This is a genomic window from Gemmiger formicilis, from assembly GCF_016900095.1.
In the GTDB taxonomy this organism is placed as follows: Bacteria; Bacillota; Clostridia; order Oscillospirales; family Ruminococcaceae; genus Gemmiger; species Gemmiger formicilis_A.
Genome location: NZ_JACJJP010000041.1, coordinates 1 through 20502 on the forward strand (window position 1 = coordinate 1; position 20502 = coordinate 20502).

At 58.1% G+C, this 20502-nt stretch carries 18 protein-coding genes and 1 tRNA gene; 16 read left to right on the forward strand and 3 right to left on the reverse strand.

All coding sequences use genetic code 11. The annotated features are described in order from the left end of the window. Positions 1-11 precede the first annotated feature (11 nt). Positions 12-87, forward strand: a tRNA-Lys gene (locus H6B15_RS14020). 149 nt (positions 88-236) lie between these two features. Here H6B15_RS14020 and H6B15_RS14025 read toward each other — a convergent pair. Further along, entirely contained in the window at positions 237-1154 is a 918-nt protein-coding gene (locus tag H6B15_RS14025) for a DUF2971 domain-containing protein (protein ID WP_204648629.1), read from the reverse strand. Positions 1155-1208: 54 nt separating this feature from the next. Then, a complete protein-coding gene (locus H6B15_RS14030; RefSeq protein WP_204648630.1) occupies positions 1209-2456 on the reverse strand; it encodes a DUF6076 domain-containing protein in 1248 nt (415 codons plus the stop codon). A gap of 328 nt (positions 2457-2784) precedes the next feature. On the opposite strand from H6B15_RS14030, the gene H6B15_RS14035 reads away from it, so the two are divergent. The 9 genes from H6B15_RS14035 (at position 2785) to H6B15_RS14075 (ending at position 10705) form a co-directional block, all read left to right on the forward strand. Next, entirely contained in the window at positions 2785-3108 is a 324-nt protein-coding gene (locus tag H6B15_RS14035; RefSeq protein ID WP_204648631.1) for a hypothetical protein, read from the forward strand. A gap of 432 nt (positions 3109-3540) precedes the next feature. Continuing rightward, positions 3541-4764 carry a plasmid recombination protein gene (locus tag H6B15_RS14040; protein WP_345942002.1) on the forward strand — a complete coding sequence of 408 codons (1224 nt, stop codon included), beginning with the start codon at positions 3541-3543 and terminating at the stop codon, positions 4762-4764. Beyond that, positions 4761-5012 carry a hypothetical protein gene (locus H6B15_RS14045; protein WP_204648644.1) on the forward strand — a complete coding sequence of 84 codons (252 nt, stop codon included), beginning with the start codon at positions 4761-4763 and terminating at the stop codon, positions 5010-5012. Before H6B15_RS14040 ends, H6B15_RS14045 begins: the two co-directional genes overlap by 4 nt. Before the next feature lie 78 nt (positions 5013-5090). Continuing rightward, positions 5091-5591: an RNA polymerase sigma factor gene (locus H6B15_RS14050; protein WP_204648632.1), complete on the forward strand. Its 501-nt coding sequence runs from the start codon at positions 5091-5093 to the stop codon at positions 5589-5591. After that, positions 5588-6322, forward strand: coding sequence for a hypothetical protein (locus H6B15_RS14055; RefSeq protein WP_204648633.1), 735 nt, complete (start codon positions 5588-5590; stop codon positions 6320-6322). The genes H6B15_RS14050 and H6B15_RS14055 overlap by 4 nt, the downstream gene beginning before the upstream one ends. Then, positions 6306-7187 carry an ATP-binding cassette domain-containing protein gene (locus H6B15_RS14060; protein WP_204648634.1) on the forward strand — a complete coding sequence of 294 codons (882 nt, stop codon included), beginning with the start codon at positions 6306-6308 and terminating at the stop codon, positions 7185-7187. Before H6B15_RS14055 ends, H6B15_RS14060 begins: the two co-directional genes overlap by 17 nt. After that, entirely contained in the window at positions 7184-8392 is a 1209-nt protein-coding gene (locus tag H6B15_RS14065) for a hypothetical protein (RefSeq protein ID WP_204648635.1), read from the forward strand. The genes H6B15_RS14060 and H6B15_RS14065 overlap by 4 nt, the downstream gene beginning before the upstream one ends. Positions 8393-8544: 152 nt before the next feature. Continuing rightward, positions 8545-8919, forward strand: coding sequence for a helix-turn-helix domain-containing protein (locus H6B15_RS14070; protein WP_193503257.1), 375 nt, complete (start codon positions 8545-8547; stop codon positions 8917-8919). A 13-nt stretch (positions 8920-8932) separates the two neighbouring features. Then, on the forward strand, positions 8933-10705 hold the full coding sequence (locus H6B15_RS14075; protein ID WP_204648636.1) for a recombinase family protein: 1773 nt from the start codon (positions 8933-8935) through the stop codon (positions 10703-10705). Between the two features lie 43 nt (positions 10706-10748). On the opposite strand, the gene H6B15_RS14080 is transcribed toward H6B15_RS14075, so the two are convergent. Further along, on the reverse strand, positions 10749-11006 hold the full coding sequence (locus tag H6B15_RS14080) for a TIGR03905 family TSCPD domain-containing protein (RefSeq protein WP_204648637.1): 258 nt from the start codon (positions 11004-11006) through the stop codon (positions 10749-10751). Positions 11007-11118: 112 nt separating this feature from the next. Here H6B15_RS14080 and H6B15_RS14085 point away from each other — a divergent pair, with 112 nt between their 5' ends. From H6B15_RS14085 to H6B15_RS15815, 6 genes are all read left to right on the forward strand, one after another. Continuing rightward, positions 11119-11913, forward strand: a complete 795-nt coding sequence (locus H6B15_RS14085; protein WP_204648638.1) for a MerR family transcriptional regulator — start codon at positions 11119-11121, stop codon at positions 11911-11913. 138 nt (positions 11914-12051) lie between these two features. Further along, entirely contained in the window at positions 12052-13482 is a 1431-nt protein-coding gene (locus H6B15_RS14090; RefSeq protein ID WP_345942003.1) for an MATE family efflux transporter, read from the forward strand. Next, positions 13443-14420 carry an NADH:flavin oxidoreductase gene (locus H6B15_RS14095; RefSeq protein ID WP_204648639.1) on the forward strand — a complete coding sequence of 326 codons (978 nt, stop codon included), beginning with the start codon at positions 13443-13445 and terminating at the stop codon, positions 14418-14420. The genes H6B15_RS14090 and H6B15_RS14095 overlap by 40 nt, the downstream gene beginning before the upstream one ends. Positions 14421-14651: 231 nt before the next feature. Then, positions 14652-15365, forward strand: a complete 714-nt coding sequence (locus tag H6B15_RS15810) for a CPBP family glutamic-type intramembrane protease (RefSeq protein WP_204648640.1) — start codon at positions 14652-14654, stop codon at positions 15363-15365. A 27-nt stretch (positions 15366-15392) separates the two neighbouring features. Then, a complete protein-coding gene (locus H6B15_RS14105; protein WP_204648641.1) occupies positions 15393-17174 on the forward strand; it encodes a S41 family peptidase in 1782 nt (593 codons plus the stop codon). A gap of 185 nt (positions 17175-17359) precedes the next feature. After that, positions 17360-20502 (forward strand): SpaA isopeptide-forming pilin-related protein (locus H6B15_RS15815; RefSeq protein ID WP_204648642.1); only part of this gene is annotated, 3143 nt, incomplete at its 3' end.

A 20502-nucleotide genomic window follows, 5' to 3' on the forward strand; every position in this document is an offset into this window, starting at 1 on the left:
TGCTTTTATAAGCGCCATTAGCTCAGTTGGTAGAGCAACTGACTCTTAATCAGTGGGTCCTGGGTTCGAGTCCCCGATGGCGCACCATACCAAGCAAATCCGAACGTACTTCTTTTTGAGGGTGCGTTCGGATTTGTTTTTTATCTGCAGTCTATAAATATGAAATAGAAAGAGCCTTGCGGCGGGGAAATTCCTCGCTGCAAGGCTCTTTCTATATAAAATATGCTTTTTTAGACCTATTCGTTAAATTCCAAGATGTTTTTCTTGTTTAGACGGTAATGCAGTGGGTCTTTCTCCATCTTGGAAAGAGGTATTTTATGATTTTGGCAATGCTGCTTAAGTGTAGATGTCAGTTCGTCACTGGCACAGCAACCCAAAATAATAGCAGAGGGGGAGATTGCGTCAAGCAACGCTCCCTTATTTTCTTTATCCCACTTTGGTCCGCATGCAGCTTCATCCCGAATAATGCGCCATTCCTTTTCATAAGACCAATCAGTAGATTTACTGGTAATACTTTTGATAAAGAGCCTCATTGTTTCCTTGTCGAGCTTGTCTCGATCTAGTGAAAGTGACTGCAAGCATACCCGATCTTGGGTATAGAAAACAGGCACTGCAGAAAAGTGAAGTTTTTGATTTAGGTCTAAAAGGTTGTATGCTACACAAAAGCCGCGATGGTTATTTGCATAATGTGACCACATGAGTATAGAATCTGGCGCTTCACTTAAACAAGTGATTCCCATAGAGATTTTTTGATTCGCAAAAAGTTTCTGTAAAATTGTAATTTGCTTATGCAGAATACCTTTGCACTGAATCCATACAGGACTACCTTTTCGAACCGGTCTGCCACTGGAAATGGTGGGCAGAATGTTATTGAAAATAGCTTGTTCGTTGATTGCAACATCACAGTCGAATGCGTCATTAAAATTGCAGGGGGCAGAATACCACATCTTGTTCGACATTACGGAATCCAGATTGAGTGATTGATCTTTATAGTATTTGTACAAAAATGCTGGGGCACAGCATTGATAATAATACCCGACTTGCTCTAGAGCTTGATTCTTTGTTTGCCCTGATTCGGTAAGGGCAGTAATTATTTCAGATCGCAGAGATTGTTTCCATGATTCATCAGTCATGCTTTCTTGTAACTCAGCCATTTTTACCTCCGGCTTTCGCGCTTGCAAAAATATAAATAAAAGTCCGATTTAATTTTATAGATTGCTGCAAATAACCGCCTCAAACTCTTCCCAACTCATCTCCCCCAACTGGTACTTACTCAGCGCCATTTGCGCCTGTTTGCGCCAGGCGTTGTAGTCATCCCGCATTTTCTGGTTGCCTGGGGCGCGGGAGCAGCGCATCTGATAGCGGTTGCGCATCTTGTTGTAGAGTTCCTTGGCTTTGTTGGCTTTCAGCTCCTCAGCATAGGCCAGCTTGGCAGCAATGTCCTTGCAGGTGGCGCCGGTTTCCAGGTCCAGCACCCGCTCACAATACTTGGCGCGGCTGGAGAAGGGCACAAACAGCCGGTGGCAGCTTTCACAGATGGCAACCGGTAGGTCCTGGGCGCACATCTGTACAAATTCCAAAAAGAGTAACGCAGGCAGCGTATCGCTTGCGTAGAACGTGGCGGCAGAAATGCCGCCTTTTTTGCTGTCTGTGGGCCGTTTGTAGCGGGTCTGGATATGGATGTCGTTCTCCAGCTTGTGATATTTCTGGTAGGTCGAATCTCCATTTTCGGCCAGTTCCACCAGCAACTCCGAAGGACGCTGGCCATGCTCCGTTCTGGGGCGGCCGTCCTCGTCCACCAGTGTAGCCTCGATCAGCTGGTGCAGATCCGTTTTGCCGTCCACCAACTGCTGCAGCAAGGTCACAAAGGATTCCAATACCGACAGCGCCGTCCGGCACAGAGAGGCGTCCCCGGTTTCACGTTGGATAAATACCTTCATCTGGTCGGTGTACTCCGGGAAATTCCGGCAGAACCCTTCCATGATGTCGCTGGTTATGGCCAATTCGCCAAGGTGGGACATTCTGGCGCGCAACTCATCGAATGTATACGAACTGTCATTTTTTCCAGTCTGTATAAATTGCCACACGCTATGTTGGGTCGCTTTCAGTTCCCGCTCATTGCGACGGAAGGTAGCCAGCGTGTAACTTTCCACAAGATCAAACAGAGCAGGGGAAACCTGCTGCACAGCGGTGGCAAAATCATGGTAAAAGGAAGCCACCTGATAGTACACACAGGTGTCAGGGGAGGCCAGACCCTGCTGCATGGTCTGATCTTCCGGGAACTTTACGCCCCGGAATCTTTCCAGCAATGCGCGGCCCCGTTCCAGATAGGGAGCGGCATCCAGATCCAGCACACCGAATACCAGGGACCCCAGCGGATATGTATGCTGGGGTGTGTCGTAGCCCTGAATATACTCGGTGCGGCCTTCAAAGAAAAGGTACGTCTGGTAGTTCAAAATTCGTCACCATCCTGTGTTGGAGCATAGTTGGCGGAAAAAGGCTCTGTGTTTTTGTGTGTTTCAGAAACAGCCGAGAAAAGTGTGTGAATCATCTGACATGAAAACAGTCTAACACATCTTGAAACGGACTGCAAGACGTTGTATGCTGTATGTGTCGGAAGAATCTATGACGAAATCATCGAACATCTTTCAAGGACAAAACCAACCGGAAAAGAGGGATGCCAGAAGCCGAAGTCCGCCCCCAACCCATAACCCAAGGAGGTGCCATCTGAACCATGAACTCGTTCCTGCAGAAGAAAACCTGAACCGCATCGACAGCTTTCTGATGATACCGTCCAGCCTTCTTTCGGAAGAACCTTACCGGGAACTTCCCGGCGAAAGCAAGCTGCTGTACGGCCATTTACTGGGGCTGCTGCGGCTGTCGGTCCAGGATACCACCGGGCACTGGAAAGCCAACGGCAGGCCCTGTGTGAGCCTTTCACGGGCCAGTGCCGGGAGGCTGCTGCACTGCCAGCGGGAGAAAGCCGCCGGATTGTTTGCCGCTCTGGAACGCTGCGGTTTGCTGGAACCGGTGCCGGGACAGTCAAACGGAAAGGCCCGGCGATATTACCTCAATCTGCCCCGGCCCAAGGAACCCAACGAACTGTAACTACCCGTTGGAAAATCCGCCCCGACCTGTCGGAAAAACGGACAGGCAGTTGACGGATTTGCCGACACCGACCCGCCGGAAAAACCGACACGATAAAGATAGAATGATATATCTAACTAAAAGAGAAATAGAGAAAGAATTCCAAACCCCGCGTTTTGCAAAAGGTGGGCAAGGGCTGTGGTATCTGGCTTCCAGAGGCAACCACAGACGTAGTAACCGCTACGACGGCGGCCCAACCGGAAAGCTGGCGCAGCGATTTTGGTTGGCAGCCGTATCCCAATCCCTCCCGCCGCAGCGGGCCCACTGGCACTTTGCCGGCAACGCCGGAAAGTGTCATAGTGGGTCAGATGCTTTGCAAAGCATCTGCGTACCCCATCCGAAGCAAAACCGTACCCAAGAAAGGAGTCGCCTATCAGCAAAATCCATCGGACCGTGGTGCGCAATGAGCGCTACCGTAAAAATGCCATCTCGGTGCGGGAGCGGCACAACGAACGCAAGAACGAAGTGTACTCCAACCCGGATGTGCTGCTGGAATACAGCCACAACAATGTGACCTTCAAAGCCTGCGAGGCAGCTACTTACGCACAGCAATTTGACCGGATGGTGGAAGATGGCGTCGTTTCCACCCGAGGTCTGAAACCGGATGCCTATGTCTTTGACGAGATGGTGTTTGATGTGAACACCGACTATTTCGAGACCCATGGCGGCTATGAATACGCCAAGCAATTCTACGCCGAGGTGTACGAGCTGGCCAAGGAGATTGCGGGCGGGGAACAGTATATCATCTCGGCGGTCATGCACGCCGACGAGCGCAACCGGGAAGCCAGTGACCGGCTGGGAAGGGATGTGTTCCACTATCACCTCCATGTTGTCTACCTGCCGGTGGTGGAAAAGCAGATCCGCTGGTCCAAACGGTGCAAGGATCCGGCGCTGCGTGGCACCGTGCGGGAGACGGTCATGCAGGTGAGCCACAGCAAAAAGTGGCCGATGGTCCCCATGACCGACGAACAGGGCCAGCCTGTGCTGAAAAAGAATGGGAAGCCCCGGTTGGTGAGCTCTTACAGCCTGTTGCAGACCCAGTTCTTCGAGCACATGCGGCAGGCGGGGTTCACTGACTTTGAGCGTGGTGTACAGGGCAGCGATGCCGAACACCTGAATGTGCTGGAGTATAAGGTCCAGAAGGACCGCCAGACAGTGGCAGAACTGTCAGACCAGACCAAACAGCTGCAAGGTCAGCGGAAGGAGCTTATCTCCCAGGTAAAGAACATTTCCGGCTCAATCCGCGATGTGGCAGACATTGAGCAACGGGCCAAAACCAAAGGTGTGCTGGAAAAGCGGGTGGAGCTACCGGTGCAGGATTTTCAGACCCTGTGCGAGATGGCAAAAGCCAGCGGCAAACTGCAGGCGGAAAACCGCAGTCTGCGGATGCAGTTACAGCAAAGTATGGTGAGGGAACAGGAATCGCGCCAGCGTCTCCGCCGCTGTGAGGAACAGTTGGATGCAGTACTCACCGAAACCCGGCCCTACCGGGAAGCCATGTGGGTGGCACCGGAGCAGGTGCAGGCGTTTGTGCTGGGCATCTGCCGACGCCGGCAGGAGGAAAAGCGGCTGAACCGTCAGCAGCGCCGCCAGCGGGCCAGGGGTCAGGACCGATGACAGAACACATCATAAGGCAGCAGGGAGCAACCCTGCAGAAAGGAGCCGCTACGGAAGATCGGCAGGAGAAGAAAACAGCACAGGCAGCGGCGTCCGCCAAGTATCAGGAGGACGGCGTACCCCAGCAGGAGCTGGAGCGCTTCGCCCGGTTCCTGCTGCCCAAGATCCAGGCATTTTACCAGTCGGAAGAGGGACAACGGCTGTTTGAGGAGTGGAAAAACAGGAGAAACGCGGAAGAAAAAACGTGAAAGTGCTTATAGCCTAATCATTTTGGGGAGAAACCTCGTTATCATAAGTGAAGCACATTTTACAAAGGGGGGATGCGTATGCGGGATGCGCAGTTGATACGTCGCATTCAGGCCGGAGACCGCACGGCGGGAGATGCCCTGATTGAGCGATATTATACGGCAATTCTACGATATTGCGCCCGCCATACCCCTTGTACACAGACAGCGGAGGACCTGACCCAGGAAGTCTTTTTGCACCTGTTCCGCACCATAGGAAGCTACCGGGAACAAGGGCAGTTCCGTGCCTATCTGTATCGCATCGCCTATTGTCTGTGTGTGGATACCGCCAGACAAAGAAAAACGGAACCGATGCCGGAGAACATGGCAGACACATCGGCGCCTTTTGAAGCTGTTGAAAACCGTGATATGGCAGAGCGGCTGTTGGCAATTCTGCCCCCGGAACAGAGGGAAGCCGTATTGCTCCGGTATGGGGAGGGGCTGAAATACCGTGAGATTGCAGCCGTGACGGGCCAGCCATTACGCACCGTGCAGAGCCGTGTGCGGAAAGCATTGAAAACTTTAAGGGAGGGAAAACTATGAATTCTTCTGAGTTGCATCGCCTGCTGTGCCAGGGACCCCAACCCTCTCGTATGGCAGAAACCAAACAAAAGTGTGCCGCGCTCTTACAAGAAAATCCGGTACGGCAGCGTACCGGATTCTGGACCTTTCTTTCACAGGTATGGCGCTTTACCGGGGTGCCCATGTGGGCGGCGCAAGGGGGCGCTTCTGTGCTGTTTTTCCTGGCGGCGGCCGGACAAAAAGACCTTGTGTCCTGGCTGCCGCTGCTGGGGCCGCTTTTGGTGGCGGTGTGTCTGCCGGTCCTGTTTGCCGGTCAGCGCTACGACATGGATGAACTGGAAGCATCCACCTGTGTGTCCCGTGCGGAACTGGCACTTGCCAAGCTGATTCTGGCCGCGGCTGCGGATCTTGTGATTCTGACGTCGGCACTGGTGTTGGGAAGATCACAGACGGGAAAAGCCTTGCTGCCGTTATTTTTCTATCTGCTGGTTCCTTTTTTGTTTTGTGCGATGGTTGCCTTGACCGTACTTCGACGCTGTCCGCGGAGCAATGGGACGATCTGTATCGCGGTATGTTCCGTCACGGCGGCGGGACTGCTGATGATTCATCTTGCGGCGCCCCAACTGTATGAAACGTCTGCGTTGGGCGGCTGGATTCTTGCATTCCTGGTATTCGGCGGATTTTTTGTCAGAGAACTGATTTCTCTGTTCCAACAACGAAAGGAGGGCATCATCGGTGGAATTGCTGCTTGAAAATCTGTGCAAGGAGTTCGGAGAAAACACGGCGGTGGCAGGGGTCACGGCTGTGTTGGAACCCGGTATTTATGGTCTGTTGGGAGCCAACGGGGCGGGAAAAACAACCCTTTTGCGGATGATCTGCGGCGTTTTAAAGCCCACTGCCGGACAGGTACGTCTGGATGGGATTCCCATTGACGCATTGGGGGCGGCCTACCGGGACAAACTGGGTTATCTGCCCCAGGATTTTGTCGGATATCCGCAGTACAGTGCCCGTGATTTCCTTCTGTATATGGCTGTGCTGAAAGGGATGACCCGTTCCCAGGCCATGCCGAAGATTCAGGAACTGCTGCATATGGTCCGTCTGCAGGAGGCCGGCAATAAAAAGATCCGGACCTTTTCCGGCGGGATGCGCCGCCGGTTGGGCATCGCCCAGGCATTGCTCAATGACCCGGATATTCTGATTCTGGACGAGCCGACCGCAGGGTTGGACCCCAAGGAGCGTGTTCACTTCCGCAACATTCTGGAAGGGTATGCGCAGGAAAAAATTGTGCTGCTTTCTACCCACATTGTTTCTGACCTGGAAGCGATTGCACACAAGGTGTTCCTGATGAAAGACGGATGCTTTCAAACCCAGGGTACAGTTTCGGAACTGCTGCAGCAGGCAAACGGGCGCGTGTGGGAATTGACTGTGCCGTCCCAAGAGGCTGAGACCTGGCAAGCACGAATGACCGTGGCTAATCTGCGCTATGACGGGAACAGCGTGACGCTGCGGATTCTGGCGGATGCAAAGCCTGCCCCGGCGGCAAGGCCATGTATCCCCACGTTGGAAGATCTGTATCTGTTGTACTTCCCGGAGGAGGAAGGAGGCGACAATCCATGAGCCTGTTCTGGCAGGAACATAAGAAACTGTGGCGTTCCGGGCTGACCAGACTGGCAGTCTTTGGAATGCTGCTGCTGACGCTGGGGCTGCAGGTATGGGCTATGCAGAGTATCAATTTCGGCACTATGCGGGCGGATGGAAGTCACCAGATTGATGGGTATACGAACATTCGCAAGAGCCAGCAATATGCCGCCCAGTGGCAAACGCTCACCAATGAGAATGTACAGGATATGGTGCGTACCTATCAGCAAATCCTGGCGGAGAACCCGGAGTTTGACGGTGCCTTGGCAGATTTCAGCTTTCTGCAGGGGACACTGGTATCGTTTCTGTGGCCGGAGGTAGAGGATCAGAACCAGCCCTATCCCACACTTACCATCTACTATGTGGACCCGGCCCGCTTGACCGGTCTGTATGAGCGTCGGGAGGAAAAACTTGAATATTACCTGGAAAACCAGTTTTCAGACCCGGCGGATCGGCAGTTCTTTCTGGATATGGACAGCCAGGTGGACAAGCCCATGGCATACGGCTGGGCTGCAGGCTGGTCTGCCATTTTGGGCAACGGAATCGGGGGCTTTGGGCAGATGGTCTTGCCCGTGGTTCTGGCTTTGGCCCTGACATCTGTGTTCGCCGGGGAAAGGCGGCGGGGTATGGATACGCTGCAGGTGACATCCCTGCATGGAAAAGCAGGACTGGCCGGGGCCAAACTCCTGTCGGGCTTGGCATTTGCGGTGGAAATCTTTGCGGTGTTTGCGGCGGTTATGGTGGCGGTTCAGGCGATCTGGCTGGGATTTGAGGGCTGGAATCTGCCCATCCAGTTGATCAAGATGCTGACCACCGCACCGATGAATATGCTCCAGGCGGAATGCTATGAGCTGGCGTATCTGTTCTGCTCTGTGCTGGGCTTTGCCGGGATTGCCTTGCTGATGTCGGCGCTTCTGCCCGGAACCACGGCAGCATTGATCGCCGCGTTGCTGATCACCTGGGGGCCGCAGATCCTCAACCAGTATCTGCCCTGGTCGGTGCAGCAATATCTGCGGTTGCTGCCCTTTGTGGGCGGGGCAGAGGATATCTTCCGGCAGAACCTGTATCACTGGTTCGTTTTCCGGATCTGGTCACCCGGACCTCTGCTTGTATTTCCACTTCTTATAGGAGTCGTTTGCCTGCCGTTTGCTGTGATGGCGTGGTGCCGGAAACGAAAACGGTAAAGAGCCGTCAATATGCAAAATGTCATGGGAGACAGACATCTCTCATGACATTTTTTCTGACGGGTGAACGGTGAAAGGACCAGAAGAAAGACTTGAAGAAAACTGTTGATTCGATTATACTTGAATTAACGAATTTTGCAGGAGGTCTTTCCATGGATGTATCCGTAGGCACCCGTCTGCGCGTGCTGCGCAAGGACGCGGGGCTGACCCAGGCCCAGCTGGCGGCGCTGGCCGGCACCAACCAGGCTGCCATCAACCGGTACGAGACTGACCGGGCGGCGGCACCTTACCGCATTCTGGTCTGGTACGCCACCTATTTTAATGTATCGCTCGACTATATCTTCGGTCTGTGCGAGGACCCCCGCGGGCGGTATGTCTGCGTTACGCCGGAGGGAGCACAGGGGGTGGTGCAGCGCAAACCCGATTGGAGCGAGTTCGTGGAAGCCTGCTTCACGCCGGGCAGCGAGCTGAACCGGCGGCTGAAACAGATGATTCTCAATATGGGAGAAGAGGAGAAGCACAAGTAAGGAGGTGCACGCCATGAATGCCGTCATTTATGCTCGCTACAGCAGCGACAATCAGCGGGAAGAATCCATCGAGGGCCAGCTGCGGGAATGCAAGGAGTATGCCGACCAGAACGGCATCACCGTGGTGCGGACCTACATTGACCGGGCACTGTCCGCCAAGACCGACAGCCGTCCGCAGTTCCAGCAGATGATCCATGACAGCGCCACCCACACTTTTGAGGCGGTGCTGGTATGGAAGCTGGACCGCTTCTCCCGCAACCGGTACGACTCGGCCCACTATAAGCGCATCCTGAAAAACAACCGTGTCCATGTGGTGTCGGTAACAGAGCCCATCTCCAACACACCGGAAGGCATCATGCTGGAAAGCCTGCTGGAAGGCATGGCCGAGTACTATTCGGCGGAGCTGGCCGAGAAAGTCAGCCGCGGCCACAAGGAGAATGCCCTCAAGGCCAAGTTCAACGGCGGCCCGGTGCCGCTGGGCTATCGCATTGACAGCGAGCATCACTACCAGATCGACCCAACCACCGCACCGGTGGTGCAGGAAGCATTCCAGCGGTATGCGGCAGGGGAGAGCATCCGCAGCATCATCGAATCGCTGAACGCCCGGGGCATCCGCAACAGCCGGGGTAACCCGTTCACCAAGAACAGTTTCCAGACGCTGCTCAAGAACCGCCGGTATCTGGGGGAATACCGCTATAAGGATACCGTCATCCCGGATGCTATCCCGGCGATCATCGACCCGGATTGCTTTGACGCTGTCCAGCGACGGTGCGAGATTCACCGGCAGGCGCCGGCCCACAACAAGGCCGATGTTCACTATCTGCTCACCACCAAGCTGTTCTGCGGCAAGTGCGGTACCATGATGGCAGGGGAGAGCGGCAGAAGCCATACAGGCACGGTCCACTGTTACTATAAATGTGGCACCCGCAAGCGCAGCGGCAAGGAGGCTTGCAGCCTGAAGCCGGTTCGCAAGGAACCGCTGGAGCAGTTTGTGGTGCAGACGGCGCTGGAAAAGGTGCTGAACGACCGGGTTATCGACCTGCTGGCGGACAAGCTGCTGGAATACCAGAGCAAGGAAAACACCCGCCTGCCGGTTTTGCAGGCGGAGCTGAAAGAGGTAAAGCGCCGCATCGACAATCTGGTGGCGGCCATCGAGCAGGGCATCCTGACGCCCTCCACCAAGGCGCGGATTGAGGAACTGGAACAGCAGCGTGAAGCGCTGGAAACCAGCATCCTGCAGGAGCAGATCGAGAAGCTGCCCATCACACGGGAGCAGATTCTTTTCTGGTTCGATCAGTTCCGTCACGGCGACCCGGCGGATATCGCCTTTCAGGAAAAGGTCATCGACTGTTTTGTCAATTCCATCTATCTGTTCGATGACCGCATCGTGGTGAATTTCAACTATCAAGAGGGCGGCCGCCCGGTCTCCCTCGAAGAAGTACTCAGTTCGTTTTTGGATGGGAATGGTGCACCAAAAAGAAGCCTTGCTGGAAAGCAGGGCTTTTTTCTTATGTTCAGTCTTCGGGAAAGCAGTACCCGGTGCGCCATCGGGGACGAGAACAGCTGCGGAGGCGACCGCCGCCAGCGGCGGAAACAGGGAGCCGGAGCAGGGGCAGCGGTCGCAGAGGTGGAGTCCCGCGCCAAGGGGCTCCGACCGATGCGGGCACCGCAACCTGTCAGGGCCCGCCGGTCAGCGTCCCGGTTTTCCAACAGTCCGGTGGACTGTTGGAAAGTGCGCGGGTCCCAACGTGGTCTGATTAGTGGGAAAGGGGGCACCATCCCCTGAGGCTCGCGTTCAGCTCGCGGGGAAGGTGCACCAAAGAAACGCCTTACAGAGATGCGGTCGGGGAAAGACTCTGTCGCAACGCTTTTGCCAGTTGATCGGGGCAGGAGGTTCCTTTGTCCAGGCATTGGATGCCTTCCAGCTGTGTGATGGCCTCTTCTGCCGGCATACCGACCAGCACACGGATCAACGCCTGGGTAAAGCCGGGACATCCCAGAACGAATTCCACCGAATGAATCACGCCGCCCTGCACATCCAGATGAATTTCCTTGGCGCAGGTGCCGGTTGTTTTGTACACGAACATAGTCGATCCCTCTCTTGATACATTTTACTGGTCAAAAGCTGACGTTTCTTTTATACTGTAAGGTATACACCTTCCCATAATAGGAAAGTCAACAGTAGAGAGGAAAAACACAATGAAAGGATATCTTTCCATCGGTGAATTTGCCGGACTGCGCCACGTCAACCCAAAATCTCTGCGATACTACGAGCGCATCGGGGCGCTGGTCCCCGCTTATACCGACCCGGACACCGGTTACCGGTACTATGCCCCGGAACAGGTGATCGAAATGGATATGATTCTGATGTGTCTGGAACTGGGAATCCCTCTGCGGGAGGCCACCCGGTATCGGAAGTCGGACGGCACGCTGGATATTCGTCGGTTGCTGCAGGAAGGACAGCAAAAGGTACAGGAGAAACTGAGCTACCTCCAGAACAGTCTTCGCCAGATGGAGGATGCCCTGCGCCGCGTGGAAACGGCAGAGCAGGTCGGAAACCGGGAAGGGACCTACCGTCGCACGCTTCCCCAGCGAATGATTCTGCGGGAACCGTTTGTCTGCGATGGGGGAAAGCTGAGCTTCAAACAGGCGTCTGCCCGGATTTTTCAAAAGGGGCAGTCGATGGGGTTGCTGCCGGTCTTCACCTTCCCCATTGGGCTGATGGCAACACGCACGGGCGAGACCTTTGTCACCGATATTTTTCTGGAAGTACTGCCGCAGCCGGAAAAAAATTCCAGCCTGGATGTGTTGCCCGACGGCGTGTATCTTTGCGGGCAACGGTCCGGACAGGCACTGGAAAATCCCGGTCAGCTGATCGAAAGCTATTTTGCACAGCACGCAGAGGCCCAACAGCTGATCATCACCAACCTGAGTTCGGCGAATTTTGCCCCCAACGATACCGTTCTGGAACTGCAACAGCCATGCAAAACCTGAAAAACGCCCCACGGTGTACGCCGTGGAGCGTTTTTGTTTGGGATTTCCACTTGACTTTCCCATAATAGGAAAGTTTATAGTAGAATACGGTGCCGCTGCGGAATGGTTCCGGCGGCTTTGTAATGGTAAGGAGAAGGTATGGAAAAGGTGGAACAAAATTCTTTGGGCACGGCGCCCATCGGCAGGCTGTTGGGAAAATTCGCGGTGCCCAGTATTATCTCGATGGTGGTCAGCACATTGTACAATATTGTAGATCAGATTTTTATAGGCCGCGGGGTGGGATATCTGGGCAACGGTGCCACCAATGTGATTCTGCCCATTACCGTGATCGCCCTGGCCCTGGGCCTGATGATCGGCGACGGCGCCACCGCCTATTTCAGTCTCTGTCTGGGACAGGGTGAAACCAAAAAGGCGGCGCAGGGGGTAGGCAATGCCTTGGTGCTCACCGTGGCGGTAAGCGTTCTGCTTACGCTGGGCTCTTTTGTGTTTCTGCGCCCCTTGTGCCTGCTGTTCGGCGCCACCGAGACCATCCTGCCCTATGCGCTGGAATATGGGTCGATCATCGTGCTGGGCTTTCCCTTTTATATGTTCAGCATGGGGTTCAACTCGGTGCTGCGGGCAGACGGCAGCCCAGTGTATGCCATGTTCACCACCCTGAGCGGGGCCATTCTGAACACCATTCTCGACCCTCTTTTCATCTTCGGTTTCGGGATGGGGGTGACCGGTGCGGCCATCGCCACGGTGCTGGGCCAGATTGTCTCCACCCTGCTGACCTTGCTCTACCTGCGCCGGTGTAAAGCAATCCGGCTCACCCGGGATTGTCTGCTGCCGCAGGCCAAACTGTGTCTGAAACTGTGCAGCCTGGGCATTTCCAGCTTCTTTTTGCAGCTGGCGGCCACCATCGTCATCGCCGTGATGAACAATGTGCTGGTCCGGTACGGCGCGGCATCCCGGTATGGTGCGGAAATTCCCATGACCACCCTGGGCATCACCATGAAGATCAACCAGATCATCACCGGCATTGTGATCGGCATTTCGGTGGGGGCGCAGCCCATCATCGGGTACAACACCGGCGCCGGAAAGTGGAACCGCGCCCGCAAAACCTATTTTCTGGCGGTGGCATGGTCCACCCTTGTCATGGCGGCGGGAACGATGGTGTTCCAGCGGTTCCCCAAAGCAATCATCGGCATTTTCGGGGCCGAATCGGCGCTTTACCAGGAATTTGCGGTGAAGAGCCTGACCATTTTTCTGCTGCTCATTTCCCTCAACGGATTCCAGCTCTGCACCGGGGTGTTCTTTCAGGCCATCGGCAAACCGGTTCAGGCCACGGTGGTTTCCCTGTCCCGGCAGGTCCTGTTCCTGCTGCCGGCCTTGCTGATTCTTCCCCACTTTTTGGGGGGTGGAAGGGGCGCTGTGGGCCGGTCCGGTGGGGGATGCCTGCGCCTTTGTGCTGGCCCTGATTCTGGGGGGCCTGGAACTGCGCAAACATGCCCATCGCCAAGTATGATTTTTACAAAGGAGAAGTTTGTATGTCCTGTTTGTTTACCCCCGTCACCATCGGCCATCTGACACTGAAAAACCGCCTGGCCATGCCGCCCATGGCCACCGCCAAAGCAGATGAGGCGGGACGCGTGACCCAGGCGGTCTGTGACTACTATCAGGAGCGGGCCCGATACAGCAAGATCGGACTGATCATCACCGAGCACAGCTTTGTCTGTCGTCAGGGCAAGGCCCATCCCGGGCAGACCTCCCTGGCGGAGGGGGCGGACCTTGCAGCCTGGCGACATCTGACAGACGCCGTGCACGGGGAAGGGGTCAAGATTTTTGCCCAGCTCAGCCATGCGGGGTCGGCGGCAACATCCGCGGTGACCGGGCAGGCCCCGGTGGGGCCCAGCGCGGTCTTTCACCCCAAACAGACCAAGGAACTGCCGGAGGCAATGACGGTGGAACAGATTCACGCCGTGGCCCGGGCTTTCGGAGACGCCGCCCGGCGGGCCCGGGAAGCCGGGTTCGACGGGGTGGAGATTCATTCCGCCCATGGGTATCTGCTCAATCAGTTCTATTCGCCGCTGGTCAACCGGCGCAAGGACGAGTACGGCCCGCAGTCGGTGGAAAATCGGACCCGGTTTCACCGGGAGGTGTTGCAGGCCGTGCGCCGGGAAGTGGGAGAGGAATACCCGGTGGCGGTCCGGCTGGGGGGATGTGACTATCAGGAAGGCGGCAGCACGCTGGAAGACTGCGTGGAAGCCTGCCGGATTCTGGAAGAAAGCGGCGCCGATCTGCTGCACCTGACCGGCGGCATGAACGGGTTTGTGCGTCCGGGCCACGGGGAGCCGGGCTATTTCCGGGACATGGCGCTGGCTGTGAAAGGCAAGGTCGGCATTCCGGTAATGCTCACCGGTGGTGTGACCACCCTTGCCCAGGCGGAAGAACTGCTGGAACAGGGCTGCGCTGACCTGATCGGCGTGGGGCGGGCCATCTTCCGGAACGCCCACTGGGACGACTGATAAACGGCAAGAAAGGCGGATGGGAGACAGTACCGCCGGAATAAGACCAGAGGCCGCTGTACGGATGTGCAGCGGCCTTTTTTGTATACACTTTTGCGAAGAAAAGAAGAAAAAACGGGATACTTTGCATAAGAATTTTTCCACAATATCGTGCAAACTGTCCCTTGCCCCGGGCCGGAAAAGAGGCTACACTGAAACTGTAAAACCATTCCGGAAAAGGCGGTGAAGAAGGTGAAATTCTGGCAAAGCATTGTGCTGGTTCTGTTTTTCCGGTATGGGGCAGGGTATGTGGTGCTGCTCCTGGGCCTGCAGGACAATGCCAGCCGTATGGTGGCCATCAGCGTGGCGACCCTGCTGCTGGCAGCGGTGTTCCTGGCGGGCAACGGCTACGCCCGCCGGACCATGCTGCGGGTGCGGCTGCCGCTGCTGGGCTGGTCCCTGGCGCTGGCTGTGGGGGTGTGGATGCTGGGACAGATGTCTGTTTTTATGATGCTGCTGTTCCGGCCGGAGTGGGATACCTCCTTCATCATGGGGCCGCTGCCCATGCAGCTCCTGTATCTGGTCCTTCTGGCCCCCATCACCGAAGAAGTGGTGGTGCGCTGGGGGCTTATCACCGGGCTGAGCCAGAGACTCCCCTGGCAGCTGGCGGTGGTGCTGTCGGCCGCGCTGTTCGGCTGGGGGCACAGCTGGTTCAAGCTGCCCCAAACCCTGATCACCGGGCTGGTGCTGGGGTATCTGTGCTGGTACACCGGGTCGGTGGTGTACGGTATTGTGGTTCACATCTTTGTCAATGGCTTTCCAGTTTTATTCACCCCGACGTGGCAGCAGGGGGCTTCGGAATACAACCTGATCATCAGCGGTCTGGTGGGGCTGGCGGGGCTGGTGCTCACCCTCTGGGTGCTGCGGCGGATGCTGCGCTGCGTCGACCGTCTGGCCGCTGCCTGAACATCCCTTTCCAAAGGAGGAAACCTCATGAAGAAGACCATTCGCCGGTATTTCTGGCTGATTCTGTGCGGGGTGCTGCTGGCCGTCTGTGCCGCGGTGCTGATGGTGATGCGCGGCGACCCCAACGAGGGCCGGCTGCCCCGGCAACTGGACACGGAGTTTGCCCGCGGGTCGGGCATTGTGCTGGAGGACGCCACCGCCCTGCAGAAAGAATCCCTGTACAAGCTGGCCAAGGTGTGGGGGTATGTGAAATACCGCCACCCGTCCATCATTGCGGGGCAGATCAACTGGGATGCGGAGCTTTTCCGGGTGATGCCCCAGGTCCTGCAGGCCACGGATGAGAAGGCCGTCAACACCGTCCTTCTGGACTGGCTGAACCGGTTCCCCTTTGAACAGGCCACCGCCGAGGCCGCCCAATCCGAACTGGAGATGCTGGCCGGCGCCCCGGGCACCCGGAACGACAGCAGCTGGATCTCCGACCGGACATTTCTGGGTGAGGGGCTGTGTGCTTACCTGGAAACTTTGTCCCGCACCCACGCGGGGGACTGGACCTACGCCTATACCGCCCGGGAAGACGGCCGGGTGGATTTTTCCAACGAGGATCCCTGGCCGGACTTTGACGGCACCGACGACGGCCTGCGGCTGCTGGGGGCCTTCCGGTTCTGGAACGCTTTCGAATATTTCTCGCCCAACGTGGATATCACCCGCATCGACTGGGACCAGGCCCTGCGCAACGCCATCGACGACATGCTGGCGGCCCGGGACCGGACCGGGTACGAGCGGGCCCTGGGCCGTCTGACCGCCCAGACCGGGGACGGCCATGTGATGCTGGAAACCCCCGACCTGAGTTTCGTGCGTTTTTACGGCAACCATTGCCTGCCCTGCACCTTCCTTTCCATCGACGGGGAAGTGGTGGTGAAGGCGGTGCCTGCCGACTGCAAGACCCTGCAGCCCGGGGATGTGCTGCTGGCGGTGGACGGGATGACCATGGCCGACCGCATCGCCGAACTGAGCGGGTATTTCCCCCTGCCGGAACCGGACAAGTTCGCCAATGTCCTGTTCTATCCCCTGATGAGCGTGGCCGGGGAGACCTCCCGGGTCACCCTGCGGCGAGACGGGGAGGAACTGACGGTGGAGGTGGCCAACCGCACAGGCTATTACGGAGGCCCCGCCCCCGCCGAAAGCGGTCTGCTGGAGGACGGGCGCATCGGCTACATTGCCCCCGGCACCCTGCAGGAAGGGGAGCTGGAAGAGCTGATGACAACCTTTGCCGATACCGACGGCCTGGTGGTGGACCTGCGTCAGTATCCGTCGGTGGTCATCACCTATCTGCTGGCCGAGTACCTGAACCCCAACCCCACGGCCTTTGCGATTCTGGAGGTCCCCAGTCTGGCGGACCCGGGACGTTTTTTTCAGATGACCTACAGCAGCGGGGCGGGGGCCATGGCCCAGCAGGGGCTGTCCGACAGCACGGAACCGGTTCCCCTGTACACCGGGAAGGTGGTGCTGCTCATGGACGAAACCAGCCAGAGCCAGGCGGAATTTGCCATCATGTCCCTGCGGCAGGCCCCCGGCGCGGTGGTGGTGGGCAGCCCCTCGGTGGGGGCCGACGGCGACGCCCTGTACATCAGGCTGCCCGGCGGATGCAGCACCCGGTTCACCACTCTCGGTGTGCTGACCCCCGAAGGGGAAGAGACCCAGCGGGTGGGATTGCAGCCGGACGTGGTGTGCACCCCCACCGTGGAGGGCATTGCCGCGGGCCGGGATGAACTGCTGGAAAAGGCCGTGGAACTGATCACACAATCCTGAATGTGCGATTTTCAGGGACCCTGCCCTTTGGGGCAGGGCCCTTTTTTTGCCTCAAACACCCGCCATCCCGCCCGTTGGGCCAAAAGCCGGACCGCCGCGACACAAGCCGCCACAAACCGCACCCGCCGCCCGCTATAATACAGGCAACGGCGGGGGAAAGCTCCCGCTCGCAACCAAACGGGAAGGTGGAGAGCAACACGAAAACACACGCACAACCATGGGCAAAACGTCTGGGCGCGCTGGTTCTGGCCGCCGTCATGTACATACCGGCCCTGACCCCGGCCCGGGCGGAACAGGCCCCCATTCCCCGGGAAAATCCTTCGGCCACCGCCGAGACCGCCACCGGAGAATCCGCCACCGCCGAAACCGGCGTCCAGGCCGCATCCCTGCCCGCCGCCCCGGCGCCGCTGGCATCGGACGCGGTGCTCACCAACGCGGTGTCGCCGGTGGGAACCACCATCAATCTCTTTGATTACTGGATCACCACCCAGGACGCCCCCGACAACGTCAATCCCCCCGATATGGACCAGGGAATCAACCAGGGCAAGCTGCTGCAGTTCACCGCCTCGGCACCCCGGCGGCCCAACGGCGGCATCAACGACTACACCGGCAGTGCCAAGCCCCGCACCGGCATCGTCCAGGACCTGCTGGACAACGGCTATCCCATCCTGAGCCAGGGGGACCAGTCTCTGGCCTATCTGTTCAACCCCACCCAGGCCAACCCGGGCAAGGCGTCCTACCCGGGGGTGCGGGACCTGCTGCAGATCGACGACCAGGGCTACTATTACTACGACAGCGCCCTGAACTTTGCCCAGTATGACCCAAGCACCAACGCCTTTATCCTGTACGATGCCCCCGGGGTGAATTCCGGCGGGGCGTCGGGGCAGCGGGGACAGTTCTTTCCCTTCAACGTCTACAGCCAGGTCAAGGACCTGCGCTCCAACAACGCCGCCCTCAACCACTATTTCGGGGTCACCATGACCACCCGGTTTGTGCAGCAGCCCTACGGCACGGTGGACGGCACCCCCGGCGGCACCCCCGTGACCTACGAGTTCACCGGCGACGACGATGTGTGGGTCTTCATCGACAATGTGCTGGTGGGGGACCTGGGCGGCATCCACGATGCGGCCTCGCTGAAAATCGACTTTGAAAACGGGCAGGTGACGGTCAACGGCAGCCCGGACGGCACCATCCGGGACAAGTTCGAAGCCGCCGGTGTGCCCTGGACCAACACCGGGTCGGACACTTTTGCCGACGACACCTACCACACCCTGAAGTTCTTTTATCTGGAGCGGGGCAATTACGACTCCAACATGAAGCTGAAATTCAACCTGGCTTCCATCCCCCAGAGCGACCTGATCAAGATCGACCAGATCGGCGACCCGGTGCCCGGGGCGGAATACCGGCTGTACTACGCTGGCGAGGACTATTCCTACACGCCCCAGGACCTGATTGCCACCGGCGTCACCGGGGCCAACGGGTATTTTGTCTTCCAGAACCCGGACGGCACCCTGCTGAGCCTGAACAACCTGAAAAACGAGTACGGCGGCACCGGCAAGACCGGCAAGTTTGTGCTGGTGGAGACGGTCACCCCCGAAGGGTATCGCTCCCCGCCGCCCATTGAGCTCTATTTCCCGGAGGATTACCCCGAACTGGCCACCCTGCTTTCGGCCAATCCCTGGGACACCGGCGCCTACGCCAGCCCCGTTGTCACCGTCACCCTGCCGGACAACCCCCAGGGCATCGACGGCACCACCTATTCCGCCGACAACGGCACCTATTTTGCGGTGGTGCTCAAACGGCAGAACGCGTCGGGCAGCGGCAGCAGCACCCAAAGCGACTGGTATCCCGTGTCCGGCGACCCCATCACCGGCTGGCAGGTGGCCGGTTCCACCGACATGCAGGCGGTGCTGGAGGCCGCCCGGGCCAACCCCTATCTGTTCACCCTGGACAGCAGCGGCGCCTACAAGGACACCATCGACAACCTGCCCGGGGATATCCTGACCTACTACTACGTGCTGGCCACCAACGGCCGTCTGGACGGGGACAACGCCCAGTATACCGTGGCCTTCTACCGCACCTCGGCCCCCACCCTGGCGGCGGCCACCCCCGCCGATACCGTCCGGCTCAACGCCGACCCCGTGGAGGAAAACGAGGAATTCCAGCGGGAATTTTCGGTGCGGCTCTTTGTGCCGGACATCAAGAACTATCTGTTTGTGCAGAAGGTGGGGGAGGATGACGCCCAACCCCTCATCGGGGCCGGGTTCGCCCTCTACCGCGCCGCCGATGTCACCGACGGACAGCTGAACCCCGGCGCCCAGCCCTACGATACCGTCACCACCGCCGACCTCAGCCAGGATGCCGGGGACATCATCACCCTGAACGGGGCGGGGGTCTTTCCCCACAACCAGTCAATCCTGCCCGCGGGCACCTACTACCTGGCCGAAACCACCGCCCCGGACGGATATGCGCCGTCCACCCAGCTGGTGGAAGTGGTGGTGGACAACACCGACGTCTACGCTGATGCCGGCACCCCCGACGACGATGTGGCGGTGCTGCGGGGTGTGGGCAAGGTGGTGCGCAGCATGCTGCAGTTTGCCGTGCCCGACGACATCAACGCCACCCTCACCGACATCAACGCCGCATTGTACACCGCCGACAGCTACACCCCCGGCACCGGCAACGACTGGGCCGTGTGGACGGCCTCCGGCCTGCCGCCGCTGGCGCTTTCCTACTACAGCAACAACCAGATTCTGGAATACGGCCCCACCACCCCCGGGGACCCGGTATACTTTCTCATCAACGCCGGGTGGTCCCGGCTGAAAATCACCCAGAACTACGCCGCCGGCACCGACCAGGACCTGAAGATCGACCTGGGTGGCCAGGACATCAGCAACCTGTTTTCCCGCAGCACCATCGTGCGCTTCCGGGATGACCCCACCCGCCTGACCGTGGGCAAGGTGGTGGAGGGGAAACTGGGGGACCGGCAGCGGCCCTTTGCCTTCACCCTGACCCTGTCCAACCCCGAGGGCACCCCCGTCACCGGGGAACACGGCGGGCTGCTGTTCAGCGAGATGGGCACCGCCGAAACCGCCCTGCGCCACGGCGAGACCCTGGTCATTGAGGGGCTGGACCCCGGTACCCTGTGCACCGTGGCCGAAACCCCCGACCCCGACTACACCACCACGGTGCAGCGCAACGGGCAGGACCCGGTGCAGGCCACCGAACTGCAGCTGGAACTGCCGGCGGGAGGCACGGTCATCACCTTCACCAACACCAGTATCCTGCAGCCCACCACGACGCCCAGCCCGACGCCTACGCCCACCCC

What these genes read in the sequence shown, in the direction of transcription:
- H6B15_RS14050 (WP_204648632.1), top strand. Translation starts at nt 5,091, where the DNA reads ATGCGGGATGCGCAGTTGATACGTCGCATTCAGGCCGGAGACCGCACG.
- H6B15_RS14085 (WP_204648638.1), top strand. Translation starts at nt 11,119, where the DNA reads ATGAAAGGATATCTTTCCATCGGTGAATTTGCCGGACTGCGCCACGTC.
- H6B15_RS14070 (WP_193503257.1), top strand. Translation starts at nt 8,545, where the DNA reads ATGGATGTATCCGTAGGCACCCGTCTGCGCGTGCTGCGCAAGGACGCG.
- H6B15_RS14055 (WP_204648633.1), top strand. Translation starts at nt 5,588, where the DNA reads ATGAATTCTTCTGAGTTGCATCGCCTGCTGTGCCAGGGACCCCAACCC.
- H6B15_RS14090 (WP_345942003.1), top strand. Translation starts at nt 12,052, where the DNA reads ATGGAAAAGGTGGAACAAAATTCTTTGGGCACGGCGCCCATCGGCAGG.
- H6B15_RS14065 (WP_204648635.1), top strand. Translation starts at nt 7,184, where the DNA reads ATGAGCCTGTTCTGGCAGGAACATAAGAAACTGTGGCGTTCCGGGCTG.
- H6B15_RS14045 (WP_204648644.1), top strand. Translation starts at nt 4,761, where the DNA reads ATGACAGAACACATCATAAGGCAGCAGGGAGCAACCCTGCAGAAAGGA.
- H6B15_RS14035 (WP_204648631.1), top strand. Translation starts at nt 2,785, where the DNA reads ATGATACCGTCCAGCCTTCTTTCGGAAGAACCTTACCGGGAACTTCCC.
- H6B15_RS14080 (WP_204648637.1), bottom strand. Translation starts at nt 11,006, where the DNA reads ATGTTCGTGTACAAAACAACCGGCACCTGCGCCAAGGAAATTCATCTG.
- H6B15_RS14025 (WP_204648629.1), bottom strand. Translation starts at nt 1,154, where the DNA reads ATGGCTGAGTTACAAGAAAGCATGACTGATGAATCATGGAAACAATCT.
- H6B15_RS14075 (WP_204648636.1), top strand. Translation starts at nt 8,933, where the DNA reads ATGAATGCCGTCATTTATGCTCGCTACAGCAGCGACAATCAGCGGGAA.
- H6B15_RS14095 (WP_204648639.1), top strand. Translation starts at nt 13,443, where the DNA reads ATGTCCTGTTTGTTTACCCCCGTCACCATCGGCCATCTGACACTGAAA.
- H6B15_RS14105 (WP_204648641.1), top strand. Translation starts at nt 15,393, where the DNA reads ATGAAGAAGACCATTCGCCGGTATTTCTGGCTGATTCTGTGCGGGGTG.